Source organism: Pseudomonas sp. RC3H12, from assembly GCF_018596375.1.
Lineage (GTDB): Bacteria > Pseudomonadota > Gammaproteobacteria > Pseudomonadales > Pseudomonadaceae > Aquipseudomonas.
In genome coordinates, this window is sequence record NZ_CP075595.1 from 5,404,260 (window position 1) to 5,422,859 (window position 18,600).

An 18,600-nucleotide genomic window follows, 5' to 3' on the forward strand; every position below is an offset into this window, starting at 1 on the left:
TTAAAACGCTGTGTTTGCTCCGAAAAGGAGCAAAAAAGGGGCTTTATCCGAAAAAACATGGTTGGGTGCAACTTGCAAATGAAAAATGGTTGCACCTCGTTCATGTTGTTGCATAGGATGCGCCGCCTGGGTGCAACCGTCGTGCGCGGCGGTCGCAAGAGATAAAAACAACGCCAGGGCACAACTCATGGGCAATCCACTAACGATCACTTTCGTGGTCTACATTGCGGTAATGGTGCTGATCGGCTTTGCCGCCTATCGCTCCACCAAGAACCTTTCCGACTATATTCTCGGCGGCCGTAGTCTCGGCAGCGTGGTTACCGCGCTTTCCGCCGGCGCATCGGACATGAGCGGCTGGCTGTTGATGGGGCTGCCGGGCGCCATCTACTTCGCGGGCCTTTCCGAGGCCTGGATCGCCATCGGCCTGACCGTCGGCGCCTACCTGAACTGGCTGTTCGTCGCCGGCCGTCTGCGTGTGCAGACCGAGCACAACGGTGACGCCCTGACGCTGCCAGACTACTTCTCCAGTCGCTTCGAAGACCAGAGCGGCCTGCTGCGGATCATCTCCGCGATCGTGATCCTGGTGTTTTTCACCATCTACTGTGCCTCTGGCATCGTTGCCGGTGCCCGCCTGTTCGAAAGCACCTTCGGCATGTCTTACGAGACCGCGCTGTGGGCTGGCGCCGCGGCAACCATCGCCTACACCTTCATCGGTGGTTTCCTGGCAGTGAGCTGGACCGACACCGTGCAGGCGTCGCTGATGATCTTCGCGCTGATCCTCACGCCGATCATCGTGCTGATTTCCACCGGCGGCTTCGACACCACGTTCCTTGCCATCGAGGCGGTGAACCCGGCGCACTTCGACATGTTCAAGGGCGCCACCTTCATCGGTATCATCTCGCTGATGGGCTGGGGCCTGGGCTACTTCGGCCAGCCGCATATCCTGGCGCGCTTCATGGCCGCCGACTCGGTCAAGTCGATCGCCAACGCCCGTCGCATCTCCATGACCTGGATGATCCTGTGCCTGGCCGGCACCTGCGCCGTGGGCTTCTTCGGCATCGCCTACTTCTCGGCGCATCCTGACCTGGCCGGTCCGGTCACCGAAAACCACGAGCGCGTGTTCATCGAGCTGGCCAAGATCCTGTTCAACCCGTGGATCGCCGGCGTGCTGCTGTCGGCCATCCTGGCGGCGGTGATGAGCACCTTGAGCTGCCAGCTGCTGGTATGCTCCAGTGCGCTGACCGAGGACTTCTACAAATCGTTCCTGCGCAAGAACGCCTCGCAGAAGGAGCTGGTATGGGTCGGTCGCCTGATGGTGCTGGCCGTCGCGCTGATCGCCATCGCCATGGCCGCCAATCCCGAAAACCGTGTGCTCGGCCTGGTGGCCTACGCCTGGGCCGGCTTCGGTGCCGCCTTCGGCCCTGTTGTGCTGCTTTCGGTGCTGTGGAAAGGCATGACCCGTAATGGTGCGTTGGCGGGCATCGTGGTCGGTGCGCTGACCGTGATCGTCTGGAAGCAGCTGGATACCGGTCTGTACGAGATCATCCCGGGCTTCCTGTTCGCCAGCATCGCCATCTTCCTGGTGAGCAAGCTGGGCAGCCCGTCGAACAGCATGGTGTCGCGCTTTGAAACCGCTGATGCGCAGTATCACGCTGACAAGTAACGCCTGCTGAGCCGGCGTCGCCTTCATCGCCGGCAAGCCGGCTCCCACAGGGATAAACTCAAATCTGTGGGAGTCGGCTTGCCGGCGATGGGGTTAAAATCGTTCGACCGCCGTACCTGACGTCTCCCTCGCGACAAGGTAAACTTGCCGCCCCCGCAGGAGCCGCCATGAACTATCGTCACGCCTTCCACGCCGGCAACCACGCCGACGTCCTCAAGCACATCGTGCTCACCCGCCTCATCGCCCTGATGTCGCGCAAGGAGCAGCCGTTCGCCTACATCGACACCCACGCAGGGCTTGGCCTGTACGACCTGCAGGGCGATCAGGCGAGCCGTACCGGTGAGTACCTCGAAGGCGTCGCCCGCCTGTGGAATCGCGATGACCTGCCGGCCGTCACCGCCGACTATCTGGGCGTCATCAAGCGCCTGAACAAGAACGGCGAACTGCGCTACTACCCCGGCTCCCCTGAGCTGGCCCGGCGCTTGATGCGTGAACAGGACCGTGCACAGCTCAACGAAAAGCACCCTGAAGACGGCGTGCTGCTCAAAGAGAACATGAAGAAGGACCCGCGAGTCACCGTGCGCCTGGGCGAGGGCTGGCATATCCCGCGGGCGCTGCTACCGGTGCAGGAAAAACGCGCGATCATGCTGATCGACCCGCCGTTCGAGCAGGCCGACGAGCTCAAGCGCTGCACCGTGGCGATGAAGGAGGCGATCGGTCGCATGCGCCAGACCGTCGCGGCCATCTGGTACCCGATCAAGGACCAGCGTTCGCTGACCCGCTTCTACCAGGACCTCACCAGCACCGGCGCGCCCAAGCTGCTGCGCGTGGAGCTGTACGTGCATCACCAGGACAGCCCGCAGGGCCTGAACGGCTCGGGCCTGGCCATCGCCAACCCACCGTGGGGCCTGGAAGATGAACTCAAGGCGCTGCTGCCGTGGTTGGCCAAGGAACTGGCGCAGACCGCCGGCAGCTTCCGCATGGACTGGCTGATCGCCGAATAAACAGGCGTTGCAGGCAGCGTGGGAGCGGCGATGCGGCGGCCCGACTTGCCCGGCGATGGCGTCAGCAAATCCAGCGCCATCGTGGGGCAAGCGCGCTGCCACGTCCATGCATCGCGTCAGGCGATCTTTGCGTTATAATCCCGCCCTTTAGCCGCCATCCGCCTGAATGGCCGGTGGCGCACTTCATACCGATTTGAGAGGCTAACCCCTTGGCACTGACGATTCTTGGCCTGTCCGGCGCCCTTAGCCATGACCCTTCCGCGGCCCTGTACATCGACGGCAAGCTGATTGCCGCCGCCGAAGAAGAGCGCTTCGTGCGTGACAAGCATGCGAAGAACCGCATGCCCTACGAGTCGGCGAAGTTCTGCCTGGAGCAGGCCGGCATCAAGCCGTCGGACGTCGACGTGGTGGCCATTCCTTTCGCCCCGATCAGCCTGTTCGGCAAGGCCCGCTGGCACTACGCCAAGCGCTACTGGTACGCCCCGGATCGCGCCCTCGACGCGCTGCTGATGGGCAACCGGCGCTACAAGCGCTACCGCAAGAAGATCGTCTGGTGCCTGGAGCAGCTGGGCTTCGATCCGAAGAAGATCAAGATCGAACCGGTCGAGCACCACCTGGCCCACGCCTCCAGCGCCTACCATTGCTCGGGCTTCAAAGAGAAGACCGCGATCCTCGGCATCGACGGCAAGGGCGAGTACGCCACTACCTTCTTCGGCTATGGCGAAAACGGCAAGATCCACAAGATCAAGGAATTCTTCGACCCGGACTCCCTGGGTGGCCTGTATGGCGCGATCACCGAGTTCCTCGGCTTCGAGATGCTCGACGGCGAGTTCAAGGTCATGGGCATGGCGCCGTATGGCGATGCCAGCAAATATGACTTCTCGCGCCTGGCCAGCTTCGAAAACGGCGAGCTGGTAATCAATACCGAGTACGCCAACGTCATCGGCCTGCGCCGCTATAAAGAGAAGGGCAAGGGCTTCTACTTCTCGCCCAAGCTGATCGAGTGGTTGGGTCCGAAACGCGAAGGCGACATCGCCGACGAGCCGTATATCCACTACGCGGCGAGCATGCAGGCGTTGTTCGAGAAGCTCGCCCTGCAGATGATCGACCACTACCTGGGCGATACCCTGAAAGAGACCGGCAAGCTGGCCTTCGCCGGCGGCTGTGCGCTGAACGTCAAGCTGAACCAGAAGATCATCGCACGCGATGACGTGAAAGAGCTGTTCGTCCAGCCAGCGTCCGGCGACGCCGGTACTGCGGTGGGTGCTGCTGCCTATGTGTCCCACGCCCGTGGCGTGCCGGTCGAGAAGATGGAGCACGTTTACCTCGGCCCTGCGTTCTCCAACGAAGATGTAATCGCCGCCTGTGCCCGTCACCCTAGCAAACCGGTATGGCGCAAGCTTGAGAACATGCCCGAGCAGATTGCCAAGATCATGGTCGACGGCAACCCGGTGGCCTGGTTCCAGGGTCGCATGGAGTTCGGCCCGCGCGCCCTGGGTGGTCGTTCGATCATCGGCTGCCCGAGCGTGCCGGGCGTGGCCGACCGCATCAACCACCAGATCAAGTTCCGCGAGCGCTGGAGGCCTTTCTGCCCGTCGATGCTCGACACTGTAGCGCCGCAGATGATCAAGATCGATCATCCGGCCCCGTTCATGACCTTCACCTTCGAAGTGGCAGAAGAGTGGAAGACCCGTGTGCCGGAAGTGGTCCACGAGGACGGTACCTCGCGTGCCCAGGTGCTCAAGCGCGAGTACAACCCGCGCTACTACGACATGATGAAGGCGCTGGAAGACCTGACCGGCAACGGCGTGTCGCTGAACACTTCGCTCAACCGTCGAGGCGAACCGATGATCTGCTCGCCGACCGATGCCCTGAACATGTTCTTTGGGTCTGACCTGCAGTACCTGATCATGGAAGACATCCTGGTGGTCAAGGAAGGCGCCGCGCCGTATGACCAGCCGCTCTGAACCGCGGATCCTGCAGTTCTGCCATGGCTATGACGGGCCGTTCCTCGACTGTGCCCGTCAATATGCCAGCCTGTTCCAGGGCAGCGGCTACAAGGTCACCACCGTGTTCCTCACCGGGGCAGCTGACGCGCAGGTCGCGGCTGGCTGCGCCTCGGACGAGGTACTGTTCCTGGAGTTCAGTTCCAAGGCCGTGCGTGGCCTGAAGCTTGGCGCCATCGCCGCGCTGCGCAAGATCGCCGCGCAGCGCAATTTTGCGTTTTGCATCGCCCACCGCTTCAAGCCAATCTATGTCGCGCTGCTGGGCACCGGCCTGCCGGTGATCGGCGTGCACCACGCGTTTGGAGACTACCAGCGCAAGGGACGCCGACTGTTTGCCAACCTGTTCCGCAAGCGCCTGAGCCTGCTCGGTGTCTCGGATGCGGTGCGCGACGACATGCGCCGCTGCCTGGGGCGGTGGCCGGCCGAACGTATCCAGACCCTGTACAACCGCATTGATGTCGAGGCACTGCAGGCCAGCCTGGTGCCGCGTGACGAGGCGCGTCATGCCTTGGGCCTGGATGAACAGGCCTGGGTGGTCGGCAATGTCGGCCGCCTGCACCCGGATAAGGACCAGGCCACGCTGTTGCGCGGCTTCGCAGAGGCCTTGCCTGGTCTGCCGGCTGGCGCGCGGCTGGTGATCCTGGGCAAGGGTCGCCTCGAGGCCAAGCTCAAGGCGCTGGCCAGTGAGCTGGGCATCGCTGGGCAGGTGGAATTCCTCGGCCAGGTGCCGGACGCTCGCCGTTATTTCCGCGCCTTCGATGTATTTGCGCTGAGCTCCGACCATGAGCCGTTCGGCATGGTCCTGCTCGAGGCCATGGTGGCGGGCGTGCCGCTGCTGGCCACCGCCTGTGGCGGCGCCCGGGAAGTGGTCGAGGGCGTGGGCGTGCTGTTCCCGCTGGGCGATGCCGCGCAGCTGGCCCAGGGCCTGAAGCATATGGCCGGGCTGGACGCCGGACAGCGTGAGACCTGTGCTTTGCACATGCTGCAGCGCCTGCAGCAGCGTTTCAGCGACCAGGCGGTGCGCGATGCCTTCTGGCAGTTGCCGCAGGTACGTGCGCTGGTCGCGGAGGCTTGATGCTCAACTTTATCCAAGGCTGGCGCGAACGCGGTTGGCAAGTCATCGACGCGGCCGCCTATGGCGACGCCTGGCAGCTATATGGCGGCAGTGTGGCGACCCATCCTCTGGTGATCGAGCAACTGGCCGACCTGGCCCAGATCCCGGTGCGCTATCTGGGTTTTTCACAGGATGGCGAGCTCAAGGCCGCGTTGCCGGTATGGGGACGCCACTTGGCGCTGTCCAAGGACGTGCTCAAGCGTCATGGCAAGAAAGGCCTGTTCGACCTGGGCAACGCCGAGATCATCCTGCCGGCCGCCGATGACTGCGCCGCGCCGCTGCGCCATGCCGGGCGTTACCTGTCTGAACTGAACCAGGGCCGTTTCAGCGGTCTCAAGGCGCAGCCAGAGCAGTTGGCCATGTCTCGCCCGCACGAGGACCTGTCGAAGAAGTTCCGCTATAACCAGCGCCGTGAGCTGCGCCTGCTGGAAGAGGCCGGCGGCCAGGTGCGACCGATCGGCGATTTCACTGCAGCCGAGATCGCGGCGATGTACTGTGACTTGTTCCAGCGTCGCTGGGGCTTCCCGGCTACCGGTGCGGCCCGCATGGCCGAAGTGGTCGAGCGCCTGCGCGAACTGTTGATTGGCTCCGTACTGTTCCTGGAGGGGGCGCCGATCGCGATCCAGCTGGTGTATCGCGTCGAGGCGCCACAATGGATCAGCGTCGAATATGTAAACGGCGGTGTCGATCCCGAGACCAAGGCCTTCAGCCCTGGTAGCGTACTGAGCTTCCTCAATACCCAGGCTGCCTGGGAGGATGCCAATGCCCGCGGCAAGGCGCTGCGGTTCTCCTTCGGCCGGGCCGACCGAGAGTACAAGGATCGTTGGTGCAATCCCGTCAACGTCTTCCAGGTCTGAACATGAGCGCCAACAAGCAGCAACTGCTCAAACGCCATCGCAAGCGCAAGCGGGTGATCCTGCTGGTACTGCTTGTCGCGCTGTTGCTCACGGCGGTGTGGGCATGGTGGTTGCCGCCTGTCCTCGCGGTGTTGTTGTGGGTGGCCCATGAGGCCTGGTTCTCCGACCACCTGTTCTACGTGCCCGGCAGCGACTACCAGTACGATTTGCAGGCCAGCGAGCGACATGCGCTGCACAGCCATGGCGGGGTGCTTGCATTGCCGAATGGTTGCCAGCTGGACGGCAGCGAGACTCTGTTGCTGCGGGTGAATCTGCGCGCCGGTTGGTTGGGGCGCCTGCTCGACCCGGCGGTACGCATCGAAGGTGGCGTCGACGATTGCCAGGCCTTCGAGCGTGGTGTCCGCGGTGTTCGCTACCTGAACCTGGGTGGCCAGGCGGAGGCGCTGGGCGGCGGGCGGCTGCGCCTGAGGGGCCGGCACTGCCGCGTGGCGCCGGAGATGGAATTGCTGGTTTTCCGTCACGCCGACTACCTGGCCGGCTCGCTGATGGTCATCGCACCCCATGCCGACGATGCCGAACTTGCGGCATTCGCCGCGTATGCCCAGGCAAAAAGCAGCTGGATCGTGACCCTGACCGCAGGCGAGATCGAGAACGCGTATTACCGCGAAACCTTCGGCCTTGGCCTGGTAGAGGCGGCCCGGCTCAAGGGCGAGTTGCGCAGTTGGGACAGCATCGCCGTACCCCGCTGGGCCGGGGTGCCTTCCCGGCAGTGTGTGCAGTTGGGCTATTTCTGCATGCAACTGCCGGCCATGCAGGCCGAGCCCGAGACACCTGTCGCATCGCGCGAGGCCGACCTTATCGACACCCGGCCATTCCGCCGTTTCAACGAAGTCGCGCTGCGCAGCGATGCCGATGGCCGGCCGACCTGGAACAACCTGGTCCAGGACCTGCGCGAGCTCATCGAGCATGCGCGCCCGGCAACCATCGTGATGCCGCACCCGACGCTCGATCCCCACCCGGACCACGTGTGCGCCCATGACGCCCTGCAGCAAGCGTTGCAAGGGGCGATTTGGCAGCCGCAAACCTTGCTGTTGTACGCCAATCACCTGCACGACAATGACCGCTGGCCGATGGGCAATGCCGGTACCGGGGTACCTTTGCCACCGTTCTTCGATGCGGGCCTGCCCATGCGCCCCTGGGTGCTGGGGGTTGGCGAGCAGCAGCAGAGGCAAAAGGCCATCGCTTTGGGTATGATGCACGACCTGCAGCCTGCGGCTCCATTCAAACGCAGGGTTCGTCGCTTCCTGCAGCGCTGCCTGGCCGCCCGGCGCTGGCCGGCATTCGGTGACAATGAATTCTTCCGCAAGGCCGTACGGCGCCACGAACTGCTGTGGGTCGGTACAGTGATCGACAAGAGAGAGCCACGGTGAAAGTCCTGTTCCTGGTCCAGAAAGAGCAACGCGCCATCCTGGACCGTCTTTACGAAGGCATCGCGGCTGACTGCGAGTGCGACATCCGTTGGCTCACCGGCGACGAGCAGGCCGATCTGCGCAGCTACTTCCATCGGCATGTGCAAGTCGATCAGTACGACCGCATCCTGTTCTTCCTGCGGTTCAAGAAAGAAATCCGCCAGGCGCGTTTCATCCGCACCATCCCGAACCTGGTGATCCTCGAGCACGACGCCTATCAGAACTACATCCCGTGCAAGTACACCGGTAAGTTCAGCGAGTACTACCGCCAGTTGCCGTGGGCGCGGGTCATCACTTCAGGTGCGGTGGTTACCCGTCGCTTGCGTGATGAAGGCTTCGATGCGGTATTCGTACCCAAGGGCTACGACCAGGCGCTGCTGCGCAACGAGAACCGCGAGCGCGACATCGAGCTGGCGTTCGTCGGCAGCCTGCGCAGTGTGGCCTACTCGGGCCGCAAGCAGATGCTCGAGTCGATTGCGGCGGTAGAGAACCTGCTGATCACCCGCACCAAATCGGGCGAGGAATACAGCCAGACCCTCAGCCGTATCCGCTTTTTCGTCAGTGCCGACGTTGGCATGGGCGAGTACATGATCAAGAACTTCGAAGCCATGGCCTGTGGTTGCGTCCTGTTCGCCTATGACCAGGGCGAGGAGGAGAACCAGGCACTGGGTTTCGTCGACATGCACAACATCGTGCTCTATCGCGACCTTGAACAACTACGCGAGAAGCTCGCCCAACTGCGTGGCGACCTGGCCTTGGCCGAGCGTATCTCACGCAACGGCCAGCAACTTGCCGAGCAGCGCTATACCTTCCACGCGCTCGGGCAGGCGATCACCGAGGCCATGCGCGCACCGCTGCGTCCGGCCGCGAAGCCCGGCCTGCTGGCGCGTGTGCTGCTGGCCATCGGCCTGTCGCGTTAGGCCCCATACACATCGAGGAAGCCATGATCTTCAGTGAAAACAGCGAGATCACACTGGTGGTGACCAGCTGTGGTCGATTCGAACTGCTCAAGCGCACGCTCGAAAGTTTCGACCTCTACAACACGGCGCCTATCCGTGAAGTCTTCATCACCGAAGACTCCGGCGACGAGGCAGTGCGCGGCTGCATCCCCGAACATTGGCGTGAGCACACCACCTTCATCGTCAACAACCCCAAACTTGGGCAGTTGCGCTCGGTGGATGCCGCCTATTCACAGGTCAAGACGTTCTGGGTATTCCACTGCGAGGACGACTGGGCCTTCTATCGTCCGGGTTTCGTCGAGGAGTCCCAGGCGCTGCTGGAGGCCGACCCACAAGCGCTACAGGTCTGGCTGCGCAGCTTCAACCATGACCTGCAGGTGCACAGCCCCTATGTGTTCCTCGAGGCGCGTCAGGTGCTGAAGGGTATTGCCTTCCACAAGCTGGGTTCGCACAAGGCGGAATGGCAGGGCTTCTCGTTCAACCCGGGCCTGCGCAGGCTTGCCGACTACCAGGCGCATGCGCCGTACGCCGCGCATTCGGGCGAGAAGAGCCTGTCTCGGCTCTACGCCGAGCGTGACCGCTACGCGCTGATCCTGGAAAACGACGCGGTGCTGCACACAGGGTTCGGCGAGCATGTGGAAATGCCGGAAGAAAAAATCAAGAAGGTACGACGCAAGCGCATGGATCGCATCCGCTTGTTGGGTGTGCTGGTCATCGGACTATTGCTTGGATGGGTGTTGAAGGATGTTTGAAGGGGTTGACCGAGACAACAGCAGGAGTCGTCGCTATTTCACTGCGGCGTTGATCGCTTTCCTGGCCAGCTTCGTGCTGATGGACTCGTCGAAATGGACGAACAACATTTTCTACGCGTTCATCGCGTTGCCGGGTCTGGTGTTCCTGATCAAGGAGCGAGGCGCCGGGCTGCTGCACGACAAACTTGGGCTGGCCTGGCTGGTGTTCCTGCTGTGGTTCCTGGTGCCAGCGGTAATCGCCGGTGAGAGCCAGTTCTACAAGCACATTGCCTACGTGGCGCTGTTCGTCTTCACCATCGCGGGGCTGACAAACCAGCGTTTCCTGCGCTCCGAGATGTTTGCCCGGGTGCTGTTCTGGGCCATTTGTCTGTATGTCTTCGGCTATGCGGCATATGCCTACCTGACGGGCGTCCACGTCTTGGGCGAGCGGGTCAACCTGATGCCGGCGCGCATGCAGAACGTCATCTACACCAGCATCTGGCTGCTCTGTGCCCTGGCGCTGGCCATGCCGGGCTGGCTGCACCGTCGTCGCTGGTTCGAAGCTTTTTGCGCGGTGGTGCTGTCGGTGGTGGCTGTCACCTTCGTGATGCAGACACGTACCGCGATGGTCGGTGCAGTGTTCCTGTTCGCTGTCTGGGCGTGCTGGGCATTGTGGCGTTTCCCGCGGGTGGCCGGGCCGTGGCTCGCCGTGTTCGCTGTATTCGGTGTGGTGGTCCTGTGGTTGGTCAAGGACGCGGCTTGGTTCCACTCGCTTTTCGAGCGTGGCGATTCCTATCGCAGCGAGTTGTTCCATGTGATGGTTGGTGAATGGGAGAGCTGTGGCTGGATGGTTGGCTGCGGTGTCGAGTTCCATACCGACAAGCTGCTGAGCGGCACCATGCCGATCCAGCATCCGCACAACATTTTCGTTGCCTTGGGTCTCTATACCGGCGGCGTCTCGCTTGTGCTGTTCCTGGTGATCGTCGCCATGACCCTGGTCCAGGCCGTGCGCCTGCGCGACCCGTGGGGCATGTACCTGGCCTGTGCCCTGGTCATGCTCAACTTCGACGGCAGCAAGCTGATTGGTAACCCCGACGAGCTATGGCCGCTGGTCCTGCTGCCGGCAGCCATGGTGCTTGGCCGTGGGTTGCAGCAGCGACGTTTGCGCTGATGATGACGATGGCCGCCTCCGGGCGGCCATCTTCGTTCAGGCCAGTGCGCTGGCCAGGTCCTGGCGACGACAGACCTGCTGGCTGGCCAGGTAGGCCTCGATGAACAGGTTGTCGCGGTCACCCAGCAACCATTCCCGATCTTGCCGATAACGCAGCATATGACGGAAGTTGCGCTGACGTTGTGATCGGCGCAGCGGCTTGCGGTACATGCGCAGGTCGGCGACATCGATCAACCCCAGCTTGCCTTCGGGCGTCAGTACCACGTTGCCCAGATGCGCGGAGCGGAAGTACACACCTGACTCGTGCAGCGTCGCGATGAACTGCCCGAGCTGGTCGCGCAGCTCGGGATGTTCGCCGGGTTGCTCCAGTAGCTGACGCAGCGTATGCCCTGGGAGCGGGTCGTAATGCACGGCATCGCGGGCGATCTCGGCAATCCGGTACACCGCCTTGACCTGTGGGCAGGGGATGCCGCGCGCGGCCAGGGCCTTGCAGTTGTCGGCGAAGCGTCGGGCATAGGGATACCAGGCCGCCGAGCTGATCAGGCGCTTGCGCCGGAACAGCTTGAGCATCGTGCCGTCGCGCAGGCGCAGGACCTTGTCGCCAGTACCGTCGGCTTCGAGGACGTGAGCGCCCTCGCGCAGGGCAAGGTAGCGGGCGTGGTCAAGTGCGTGCATCTAGCCTCCAGGGCCATGGGTTCGGGACAGCCGCCTATCTTACCTGCAGCGGGCGGTGCGAGACACCGCGTGTGTTATAATCCCGACTCTTTTTGACCCGACGGATTCTCATGACAGTTCCCGAATCGTCTTCGCCTGCGAGCCTGAAGATCTACCTGCGCCTGCTGGGCTACGTCAAACCTTATATCGGCATCTTCCTGCTGAGCATCGTCGGTTTCGTGATCTTCGCCTCGACCCAACCGATGCTGGCCGGGATCCTCAAGTATTTCGTCGACGGCCTGAGCAATCCCCAGGCGGTGTTGTTCCCGAGCGTGCCTTACCTGCGCGACCTGCAGTTGCTGCAGGCGGTGCCGCTGCTGATCATCCTGATCGCCGCCTGGCAGGGCCTGGGCTCGTTCCTGGGCAACTACTACCTGTCCAAGGTGTCGTTGTGCCTGGTTCACGACCTGCGCGTCGAGTTGTTCAACAAGCTGCTGGTGCTGCCCAACCGCTATTTTGACAACCACAACTCCGGGCACCTGATTTCGCGCATCACCTTCAACGTGACCATGGTCACCGGCGCTGCCACGGATGCCATCAAGGTGGTCATCCGTGAAGGCCTGACAGTGGTGTTCCTGTTCGCCTACCTGCTGTGGATGAACTGGAAACTGACCTTGGTGATGGTGGCGATCCTGCCGCTGATCGCGGTGATGGTGAGTACCGCCAGCAAGAAATTCCGCAAGCAGAGCAAGAAGATCCAGGTAGCCATGGGCGATGTCACCCATGTGGCCTCCGAGACCATCCAGGGTTATCGCGTGGTGCGCAGCTTCGGTGGCGAAAGCTACGAAGAGCGTCGCTTCAACGCTGCCAGCCAGAGCAACACCGACAAGCAGCTGCGCATGACCAAGACCGGTGCGCTGTACACGCCGTTGCTGCAACTGGTGATCTACACCGCCATGGCCACGCTGATGTTCCTGGTGCTGTTCCTGCGCGGCGAGGCGTCGGCCGGTGATCTGGTGGCCTATATCACGGCGGCTGGGTTACTGCCCAAGCCGATTCGCCAGCTCTCGGAAGTCAGCTCGACCATCCAGAAGGGCCTTGCCGGTGCCGAAAGCATCTTCGAGCAGTTGGACGAGAAGCCGGAGGTCGATGCCGGCACCGTCGAGAAGGAACGGGTAGACGGGCGCCTCGAAGTACGGAACCTCAGCTTCACCTACCCCGGCACCGAGCGTCAGGTGCTCAGCGACATCAGCTTCACCGCCGAGCCTGGGCAGATGATCGCCCTGGTCGGGCGGTCCGGCAGCGGCAAGTCGACGCTGGCGGCGCTGATCCCGCGGTTCTACCACCACACAGAAGGGCAGATCCTGCTCGACGGCGTGGAAATCGAACAGTACCGCCTGCGCAACCTGCGTCGCCATGTGTCCCAGGTGACACAGCACGTCACCCTGTTCAACGACACGGTGGCCAACAACATCGCCTACGGTGACCTGGCCGGCGCCCCGCGGGCGGATATCGAGGCCGCCGCCGCCGATGCCTACGCCAAGGAGTTCGTCGACCAGTTGCCCAAGGGCTTCGATACCGAAGTCGGCGAGAACGGTGTGCTGCTCTCCGGTGGCCAGCGCCAGCGTCTGGCGATCGCGAGGGCGCTGCTGAAGAACGCGCCACTGCTGATCCTCGACGAGGCGACCTCGGCCCTCGATACCGAGTCCGAGCGCCACATCCAGGCGGCGCTGGATCACGTGATGGAAGGTCGCACCACCCTGGTGATCGCCCACCGCCTGTCGACCATCGAGAAGGCCGACCTGATCCTGGTAATGGATCAAGGCCGTCTGGTGGAGCGTGGCACCCACGCCGAACTGCTCCAGGCCAATGGCCATTATGCCCGCCTGCACGCCATGGGCCTGGACGAAGCGGAAAAGGCCGACATCACCTGATTGGCCGTATGGCGGGGCCCGCGCGGCCCCGCCAGTCAATCGATACAGCATTGCCGCCGTTGGCCGTAAAGCCCTGCGCAACCCTGTGCTAATATCCTGCCCCTGTTCACTTTTCCAATGATGGGTTGCCCATGAAGTTGTCCATGCCGCGTTTCGATCAAGCCCCGGTACTGGTGGTCGGCGATGTCATGCTTGACCGCTACTGGCATGGCGGTACTTCGCGTATCTCGCCTGAAGCGCCGGTGCCGGTGGTCAAGGTCGATCAGATCGAGGACCGTCCCGGCGGCGCCGCCAACGTGGCCTTGAACATCGCCGCCCTCGGCGCCCCAGCCGCGCTGGTTGGCGTCACCGGCCAGGACGAAGCTGCCGACAGCCTGGCCAACAGCCTGCAGGCGGCGGGCGTGCGCTCGATCTTCCAGCGCATCGCCCATCAGCCGACCATCGTCAAGCTGCGGGTCATGAGCCGCCACCAGCAGTTGCTGCGCATCGATTTCGAAGAACCCTTCGCCACCGATCCGCTGTCGCTGGGGGCGGAAGTGGATGCCTTGCTCGAAGGGGTCAAGGTGCTGGTGCTGTCCGACTACGGCAAGGGCGCGCTGAAGAATCACCAGTCGTTGATCCAGGCTGCCCGCAGCAAGGGCATCCCGGTGCTGGCCGACCCCAAGGGCAAGGATTTCTCGATCTACCGCGGCGCCAGCCTGATCACCCCGAACCTCAGCGAGTTCGAGACCATCGTCGGCCGTTGCGCCGACGAAGCCGAGCTGGTGGCCAAGGGCCTGAAGCTGCTCGAGGAGCTGGACCTGGGCGCGCTGCTGGTGACCCGTGGCGAGCACGGCATGACCTTGCTGCGCATCGGCCACCCGGCGCTGCACCTGCCGGCCCGAGCCCGTGAGGTGTTCGATGTCACCGGTGCCGGCGATACGGTGATTTCGACGCTTGCCGCCGCCATTGCCGCCGGCGAAGACCTGCCTCATGCGGTCGCCTTGGCTAACCTGGCTGCCGGCATCGTCGTCGGCAAGCTGGGTACCGCCGCTATCAGCGCACCCGAACTGCGCCGGGCGATCCAGCGTGAGGAAGGCTCCGAGCGCGGTGTGCTGGGGTTGGAGCAGTTGCTGCTGGCGATCGATGATGCCCGTGCGCACAACGAGAGCATCGTCTTCACCAATGGCTGCTTCGATATCCTGCACGCAGGCCATGTAACTTACCTGGAGCAAGCCCGTGCCCAGGGGGACCGTCTGATCGTCGCCATCAACGACGATGCTTCGGTCAGCCGCCTGAAAGGGCCGGGCCGTCCGATCAACAGCGTCGATCGGCGCATGGCCGTGCTGGCCGGGCTCGGTGCGGTGGACTGGGTCATCAGCTTCCCTGAGGACACCCCCGAGAACCTGCTGCGCCAGGTCAAGCCGGATGTGCTGGTCAAGGGCGGCGACTACGGTATCGACCAGGTGGTCGGCGCCGATATCGTCAAGGCCTACGGCGGCACGGTGAAGGTCTTGGGGCTGGTGGAAAACAGCTCGACCACGGCGATCGTCGAGAAGATCCGCAAGCACTGAGTCAGTTGCAATCGCGGGGCAAGTCGCATCGGCGCACCGCCGCTCCGACTTGCCCCGCGTTCATTTGTGCAGCGTGTCCCGCGCTCGCTCCAGCAACGCCCGGGCCTTGTCACTGAAGCGCTCCAGGTGCGAAGCCGGTTCGCGCTTGTGTTCGGCCAGGCCTTGTTGCTTCAACCAATCCTTCCAGCGTACCCGCTCCTCCCGAACCACCCAGCCTACCTGTGGTGCAAAGCTTTCAGCCAGCCATAGGCCGCGTGTGCTCGCCGGCAGCAGTTGATCCTTCTTCAGGGTATAGAGCTCTGCCATCGGTTGGCCGTCCTTCAACGGCATCAGGTAAAGGTCTGGTCTTTTGCGGTCGAGCCGTGCCACCAGTTGGTCGCCCTCGAGCCGTTCATCGACATGGAACAGGCTCAGTGACTTGGCCTCCTTGGGCACTTGCAGACGCAGGTCGTAGATCAGCTGCAACGACGCGGTGGGCAGGTGCACGTAGGCCCGTGGCCGCTCCAGCAGGGTCAGCCGGGCGCAATGCACCGGGCGGGCGGCACCGGACTCAGGCGAGAGCACGAACGGCAGCGCCTCGCGATAGTGCAGGGCGGCGGCATAGGGCGCCGGCAGCCAGGTATCGTTGAAGCGCCCGCCAAGCCAGCCTTCAGGGGTTTCCAGCAGGCACTCCTCGGCCACTTCCTGGATCGCCGTGTGCAGCGGCAGGTTCAGCTCGTGGGCCGGGACATAGCCTGAAATCAGCTTGAGCACCACATCGCCACGGTCCTGTCGGCGTTGGCGCACCAGCACCCAGTAGTCGCGGCCTTGCCAGTTCAGGGTGAGGCGCACCGACACGCCGAGGTTGGCCAGCTCCGCCACGAAGCGTTCGGGGTCGGCGACCTGGATGGCCTTGCGCCGCTGCAGGGTCTGGGCGAAATTCAGCGGCATGCCGATGCTCTGGTAAGTCAGGCCGTCGGGCGTGGCTTCGACGTGCAGCGGCAGGGTCTTGAAGTTGCTCGGATTCTTGCGGATCAGCGTACGCGGCACGAGGCTCCTCCTTGCGTTGGGCCCCCGCCCGGGCGGCTCAGGGCCGGCCCAGGATGCGGGCGACGGTGGCCACGTTGTGGGCCAGGTGAACCGGGTTGATGGTGCCGACGATGGCACTGCACACGCCGGGGTGGGCGAACAGCAACTCGAAACTGGCCTGCACCGGGTCGACCCCCGGCGCCAGGCAGATATGGCCGCTGGCCAGGGCCTTCTTTACCAGGATGGCCTTGCCGTGTTCGGCAGCGTAGTCGAGCACGGGCCGCTCCGCCTGCTCGTTGAGATTGTAGGTGACCATGGCGCAATCACCTTGTTCCAAGGCCTTCAGGCCACCTGCGGGGGTCTTGCCGGAGAAGCCGTAGCCAAGGATCTTGCCTTCGCGCTTGAGCGCGGCGAGGGTTTCGTACACCCCCTCCTGCTCGAGGATCGCCAGGTCGTTGCCATCGGAGTGCACCAGCACCAGTTCGATACGGTCGGTTTCCAGGCGCTTGAGGCTGCGCTCGACCGAGCGACGGGTATGGGCGGCGCTGAAATCGAAATGCGACTGGCCATCCTCGAACTCTTCACCGACCTTGCTGACGATGACCCATTGCTCGCGTTGGCCGCGCAGCAACGGGCCGAGGCGCTCCTCGCTGCGGCCATAGGCCGGGGCGGTGTCGATCAGGTTGATGCCCAGCTCGCGGGCTTGCGCGAGCAAGAGGCGCGCGGCCTGGTCATCGGGAATGGTGAAACCATTGGGGTATTTGACGCCTTGGTCGCGGCCCAGCTTGACCGTGCCCAGGCCCAGTGGCGATACCCGCAGGCCGGTGCTGCCCAAGGGACGGTGGTGATCGTGCAGGGTCGGCAGGCTCATGGCAGCAGTTGCTCCCAGGCTGGCAGCGCCAGCGGAGGGCGCGGCAGGTCGGCAAGGTCAGGCTGGCTCGCCGGGCTGATGCCGTCGCGCTCGAAGCTGGCCAGCACGCGATCGGCGAAGTCCGGCGCCAGGGCCAGCTTGGTCGGCCAGCCGACCAGCAGGCGCTGCTGGTCGGCAAGGAAGGCGTTGTCCGGGCGTACCAGGCCCGATTGTGCGGGCTCGGCACGATCGACGCGCAGGGTGGCCCAGCGCACCAGGCTTTGATCGACCCAAGGCAGCAGGCTGGCGACTTCCTTCTGCGCCGCGGCGATCTGCGCCTCAGGCTCGCGAGCAACCCCGTCGGCCTCGGCGATATCGCCACCCAGGTACCACACCCATTGGCCATCGGCGGCCGGGTGGGTGGTCACGGTGATGCGCGGCTTGGGGCCACCGCCCAGGCAGTGGGCATACAAGGGCTTGAGGTTGGGTCCCTTGGCCAGGACCATGTGCAGCGGTCGGCGTTGCATGGCCGGCTGCTCCAGCCCCAGGGCGTGCAGCAGGTCTGCGGTGCCACCGCCGGCACTAAGGACGATGCGCTGGGCGCGGATCTCGCGGCCATCGACCACCAGGCCGGCGAGCTCTTCGCCGTCGCGCAGCGGTTCGATTCGCTCGCCGGCCAGCAGGCTGTCACCCGCCAGTTGCGCGAGGTTGGCCAGCAGGCTGGGCACGTCGATGACCAGTTCGGCCAGGCGGTAGACCTTACCCTTGAAGGCGCGGTCCTGCAGGGCCGGCGGCAGTTGCTCGCCCTTGACCTGGTCGACCCGGCCGCGCACGGCCTTGCTGGCGAAGAAACTGGTGAGGTTGCCGGCCAGGGTGCCGGGGGACCAGAGGTAATGGGCCTCGGACAGCAGGCGGGTGCCGCTCAGGTCCAGTTCGCCGTTGCCGGCCAGCGCTTCGCGCCAGCGTCGCGGCATGTCGGCGATGGCCTCGGAGGCGCCGGTGAGGGCGCCGTGCAAGGCATATTTGGTGCCGCCGTGGATGATGCCCTGCGACTTGATGGTCTGCTCGCCACCCAGGCTGGCGCGCTCCACCAGCACCGTCGAGTAGCCCAGGCGGCGCAGCCGGGCATTGAGCCAGAGGCCTGCGACCCCGGCGCCGACGATCAGCACGTCAGTGGTAATGGCGGATGGCATGCGGGCACCTCGAAAACTGGGACAGGTGCGCAGTATACAGTTCACATGGGAACAGTGTTCCTCGTGGATCAATGCCCCGCGGTATTGGAGAACACCTGGATCACCACCACCCCGCCGACGATCATGGCCATGCCCAGCATCGCCGGCACATCCAGTTTCTGCCCGTAGATCACCAGCGCCGCGATGCTGATCAGCACGATGCCCAGTCCCGACCAGATCGCATAGGCGATGCCCACCGGAATGCTGCGCACCACCAGGGTCAGCATCCAGAACGCCACGCCATAGCCGCAGACCATCAGCAGCAGCGGCAGCGGCGTGTTCAGCCCCTTGACCGCTTTCATGGAGGCGGTGGCGATGACTTCGGCGCAGATGGCGATGGCGAGATAGGTGTAGGCGTTCATGGTGCGGGTTCTCCGTTGCTGGATGGGCATTCT

General features: G+C 63.9%; 16 protein-coding genes. 11 read left to right on the forward strand and 5 right to left on the reverse strand.

Annotation, left to right across the window (positions count from 1 at the left end):
- The first annotated feature begins 187 nt into the window (after window positions 1–187).
- From putP to KHO27_RS24555, 9 genes are all read left to right on the forward strand, one after another.
- Window positions 188–1,663, forward strand: coding sequence for a sodium/proline symporter PutP (gene putP / locus KHO27_RS24515; RefSeq protein ID WP_110702054.1), 1,476 nt, complete (start codon window positions 188–190; stop codon window positions 1,661–1,663).
- Window positions 1,664–1,830: 167 nt separating this feature from the next.
- Window positions 1,831–2,667 (forward strand): 23S rRNA (adenine(2030)-N(6))-methyltransferase RlmJ, encoded by an 837-nt coding sequence (locus KHO27_RS24520; protein ID WP_214500911.1) that lies wholly within the window; start codon window positions 1,831–1,833, stop codon window positions 2,665–2,667.
- A 209-nt stretch (window positions 2,668–2,876) separates the two neighbouring features.
- Window positions 2,877–4,634, forward strand: coding sequence for a carbamoyltransferase family protein (locus KHO27_RS24525; RefSeq protein ID WP_214500912.1), 1,758 nt, complete (start codon window positions 2,877–2,879; stop codon window positions 4,632–4,634).
- Window positions 4,618–5,748 (forward strand): glycosyltransferase, encoded by a 1,131-nt coding sequence (locus tag KHO27_RS24530; RefSeq protein ID WP_110702050.1) that lies wholly within the window; start codon window positions 4,618–4,620, stop codon window positions 5,746–5,748. The genes KHO27_RS24525 and KHO27_RS24530 overlap by 17 nt, the downstream gene beginning before the upstream one ends.
- Window positions 5,748–6,644 carry an antimicrobial resistance protein Mig-14 gene (locus tag KHO27_RS24535; RefSeq protein WP_110702048.1) on the forward strand — a complete coding sequence of 299 codons (897 nt, stop codon included), beginning with the start codon at window positions 5,748–5,750 and terminating at the stop codon, window positions 6,642–6,644. The genes KHO27_RS24530 and KHO27_RS24535 overlap by 1 nt, the downstream gene beginning before the upstream one ends.
- A gap of 2 nt (window positions 6,645–6,646) precedes the next feature.
- Window positions 6,647–8,074: a PIG-L family deacetylase gene (locus KHO27_RS24540; protein ID WP_110702046.1), complete on the forward strand. Its 1,428-nt coding sequence runs from the start codon at window positions 6,647–6,649 to the stop codon at window positions 8,072–8,074.
- Window positions 8,071–9,033 carry a glycosyltransferase family protein gene (locus tag KHO27_RS24545; RefSeq protein WP_110702044.1) on the forward strand — a complete coding sequence of 321 codons (963 nt, stop codon included), beginning with the start codon at window positions 8,071–8,073 and terminating at the stop codon, window positions 9,031–9,033. Before KHO27_RS24540 ends, KHO27_RS24545 begins: the two co-directional genes overlap by 4 nt.
- 23 nt (window positions 9,034–9,056) lie before the next feature.
- A complete protein-coding gene (locus tag KHO27_RS24550) occupies window positions 9,057–9,824 on the forward strand; it encodes a glycosyltransferase family 2 protein (protein WP_214500913.1) in 768 nt (255 codons plus the stop codon).
- Window positions 9,817–10,974 carry an O-antigen ligase family protein gene (locus KHO27_RS24555; protein WP_214500914.1) on the forward strand — a complete coding sequence of 386 codons (1,158 nt, stop codon included), beginning with the start codon at window positions 9,817–9,819 and terminating at the stop codon, window positions 10,972–10,974. The genes KHO27_RS24550 and KHO27_RS24555 overlap by 8 nt, the downstream gene beginning before the upstream one ends.
- A 36-nt stretch (window positions 10,975–11,010) precedes the next feature.
- Here KHO27_RS24555 and KHO27_RS24560 read toward each other — a convergent pair whose 3' ends face one another.
- Window positions 11,011–11,649, reverse strand: a complete 639-nt coding sequence (locus tag KHO27_RS24560) for a phosphotransferase (protein WP_110702039.1) — start codon at window positions 11,647–11,649, stop codon at window positions 11,011–11,013.
- Between the two features lie 110 nt (window positions 11,650–11,759).
- Here KHO27_RS24560 and msbA point away from each other — a divergent pair, with 110 nt between their 5' ends.
- Complete coding sequence (msbA, locus tag KHO27_RS24565) at window positions 11,760–13,562, forward strand: lipid A export permease/ATP-binding protein MsbA (RefSeq protein WP_046853969.1); 1,803 nt, start codon at window positions 11,760–11,762, stop codon at window positions 13,560–13,562.
- Window positions 13,563–13,693: 131 nt separating this feature from the next.
- Window positions 13,694–15,115 (forward strand): bifunctional D-glycero-beta-D-manno-heptose-7-phosphate kinase/D-glycero-beta-D-manno-heptose 1-phosphate adenylyltransferase HldE, encoded by a 1,422-nt coding sequence (gene hldE, locus KHO27_RS24570; protein WP_102682190.1) that lies wholly within the window; start codon window positions 13,694–13,696, stop codon window positions 15,113–15,115.
- 60 nt (window positions 15,116–15,175) lie between these two features.
- On the opposite strand, the gene KHO27_RS24575 is transcribed toward hldE, so the two are convergent.
- From KHO27_RS24575 to KHO27_RS24590, 4 genes are all read right to left on the reverse strand, one after another.
- Complete coding sequence (locus KHO27_RS24575; protein WP_110702037.1) at window positions 15,176–16,144, reverse strand: metal ABC transporter ATPase; 969 nt, start codon at window positions 16,142–16,144, stop codon at window positions 15,176–15,178.
- 37 nt (window positions 16,145–16,181) lie between these two features.
- Window positions 16,182–16,994: an aldo/keto reductase gene (locus tag KHO27_RS24580; RefSeq protein WP_110702035.1), complete on the reverse strand. Its 813-nt coding sequence runs from the start codon at window positions 16,992–16,994 to the stop codon at window positions 16,182–16,184.
- Entirely contained in the window at window positions 16,991–18,166 is a 1,176-nt protein-coding gene (locus KHO27_RS24585; RefSeq protein WP_111532558.1) for an NAD(P)/FAD-dependent oxidoreductase, read from the reverse strand. Before KHO27_RS24585 ends, KHO27_RS24580 begins: the two co-directional genes overlap by 4 nt.
- Before the next feature lie 68 nt (window positions 18,167–18,234).
- A complete protein-coding gene (locus tag KHO27_RS24590; RefSeq protein WP_050707183.1) occupies window positions 18,235–18,567 on the reverse strand; it encodes a DMT family transporter in 333 nt (110 codons plus the stop codon).
- Between the last annotated feature and the right edge of the window lie 33 nt (window positions 18,568–18,600).

Excerpts from the sequence above, each read along its gene's own strand:
- KHO27_RS24585 (WP_111532558.1), bottom strand. The coding sequence starts at position 18,166 with ATGCCATCCGCCATTACCACTGACGTGCTGATCGTCGGCGCCGGGGTC.
- KHO27_RS24535 (WP_110702048.1), top strand. The coding sequence starts at position 5,748 with ATGCTCAACTTTATCCAAGGCTGGCGCGAACGCGGTTGGCAAGTCATC.
- msbA (WP_046853969.1), top strand. The coding sequence starts at position 11,760 with ATGACAGTTCCCGAATCGTCTTCGCCTGCGAGCCTGAAGATCTACCTG.
- KHO27_RS24590 (WP_050707183.1), bottom strand. The coding sequence starts at position 18,567 with ATGAACGCCTACACCTATCTCGCCATCGCCATCTGCGCCGAAGTCATC.
- KHO27_RS24560 (WP_110702039.1), bottom strand. The coding sequence starts at position 11,649 with ATGCACGCACTTGACCACGCCCGCTACCTTGCCCTGCGCGAGGGCGCT.
- KHO27_RS24530 (WP_110702050.1), top strand. The coding sequence starts at position 4,618 with ATGACCAGCCGCTCTGAACCGCGGATCCTGCAGTTCTGCCATGGCTAT.
- KHO27_RS24580 (WP_110702035.1), bottom strand. The coding sequence starts at position 16,994 with ATGAGCCTGCCGACCCTGCACGATCACCACCGTCCCTTGGGCAGCACC.
- KHO27_RS24520 (WP_214500911.1), top strand. The coding sequence starts at position 1,831 with ATGAACTATCGTCACGCCTTCCACGCCGGCAACCACGCCGACGTCCTC.
- KHO27_RS24555 (WP_214500914.1), top strand. The coding sequence starts at position 9,817 with ATGTTTGAAGGGGTTGACCGAGACAACAGCAGGAGTCGTCGCTATTTC.
- KHO27_RS24540 (WP_110702046.1), top strand. The coding sequence starts at position 6,647 with ATGAGCGCCAACAAGCAGCAACTGCTCAAACGCCATCGCAAGCGCAAG.
- KHO27_RS24550 (WP_214500913.1), top strand. The coding sequence starts at position 9,057 with ATGATCTTCAGTGAAAACAGCGAGATCACACTGGTGGTGACCAGCTGT.
- putP (WP_110702054.1), top strand. The coding sequence starts at position 188 with ATGGGCAATCCACTAACGATCACTTTCGTGGTCTACATTGCGGTAATG.
- hldE (WP_102682190.1), top strand. The coding sequence starts at position 13,694 with ATGAAGTTGTCCATGCCGCGTTTCGATCAAGCCCCGGTACTGGTGGTC.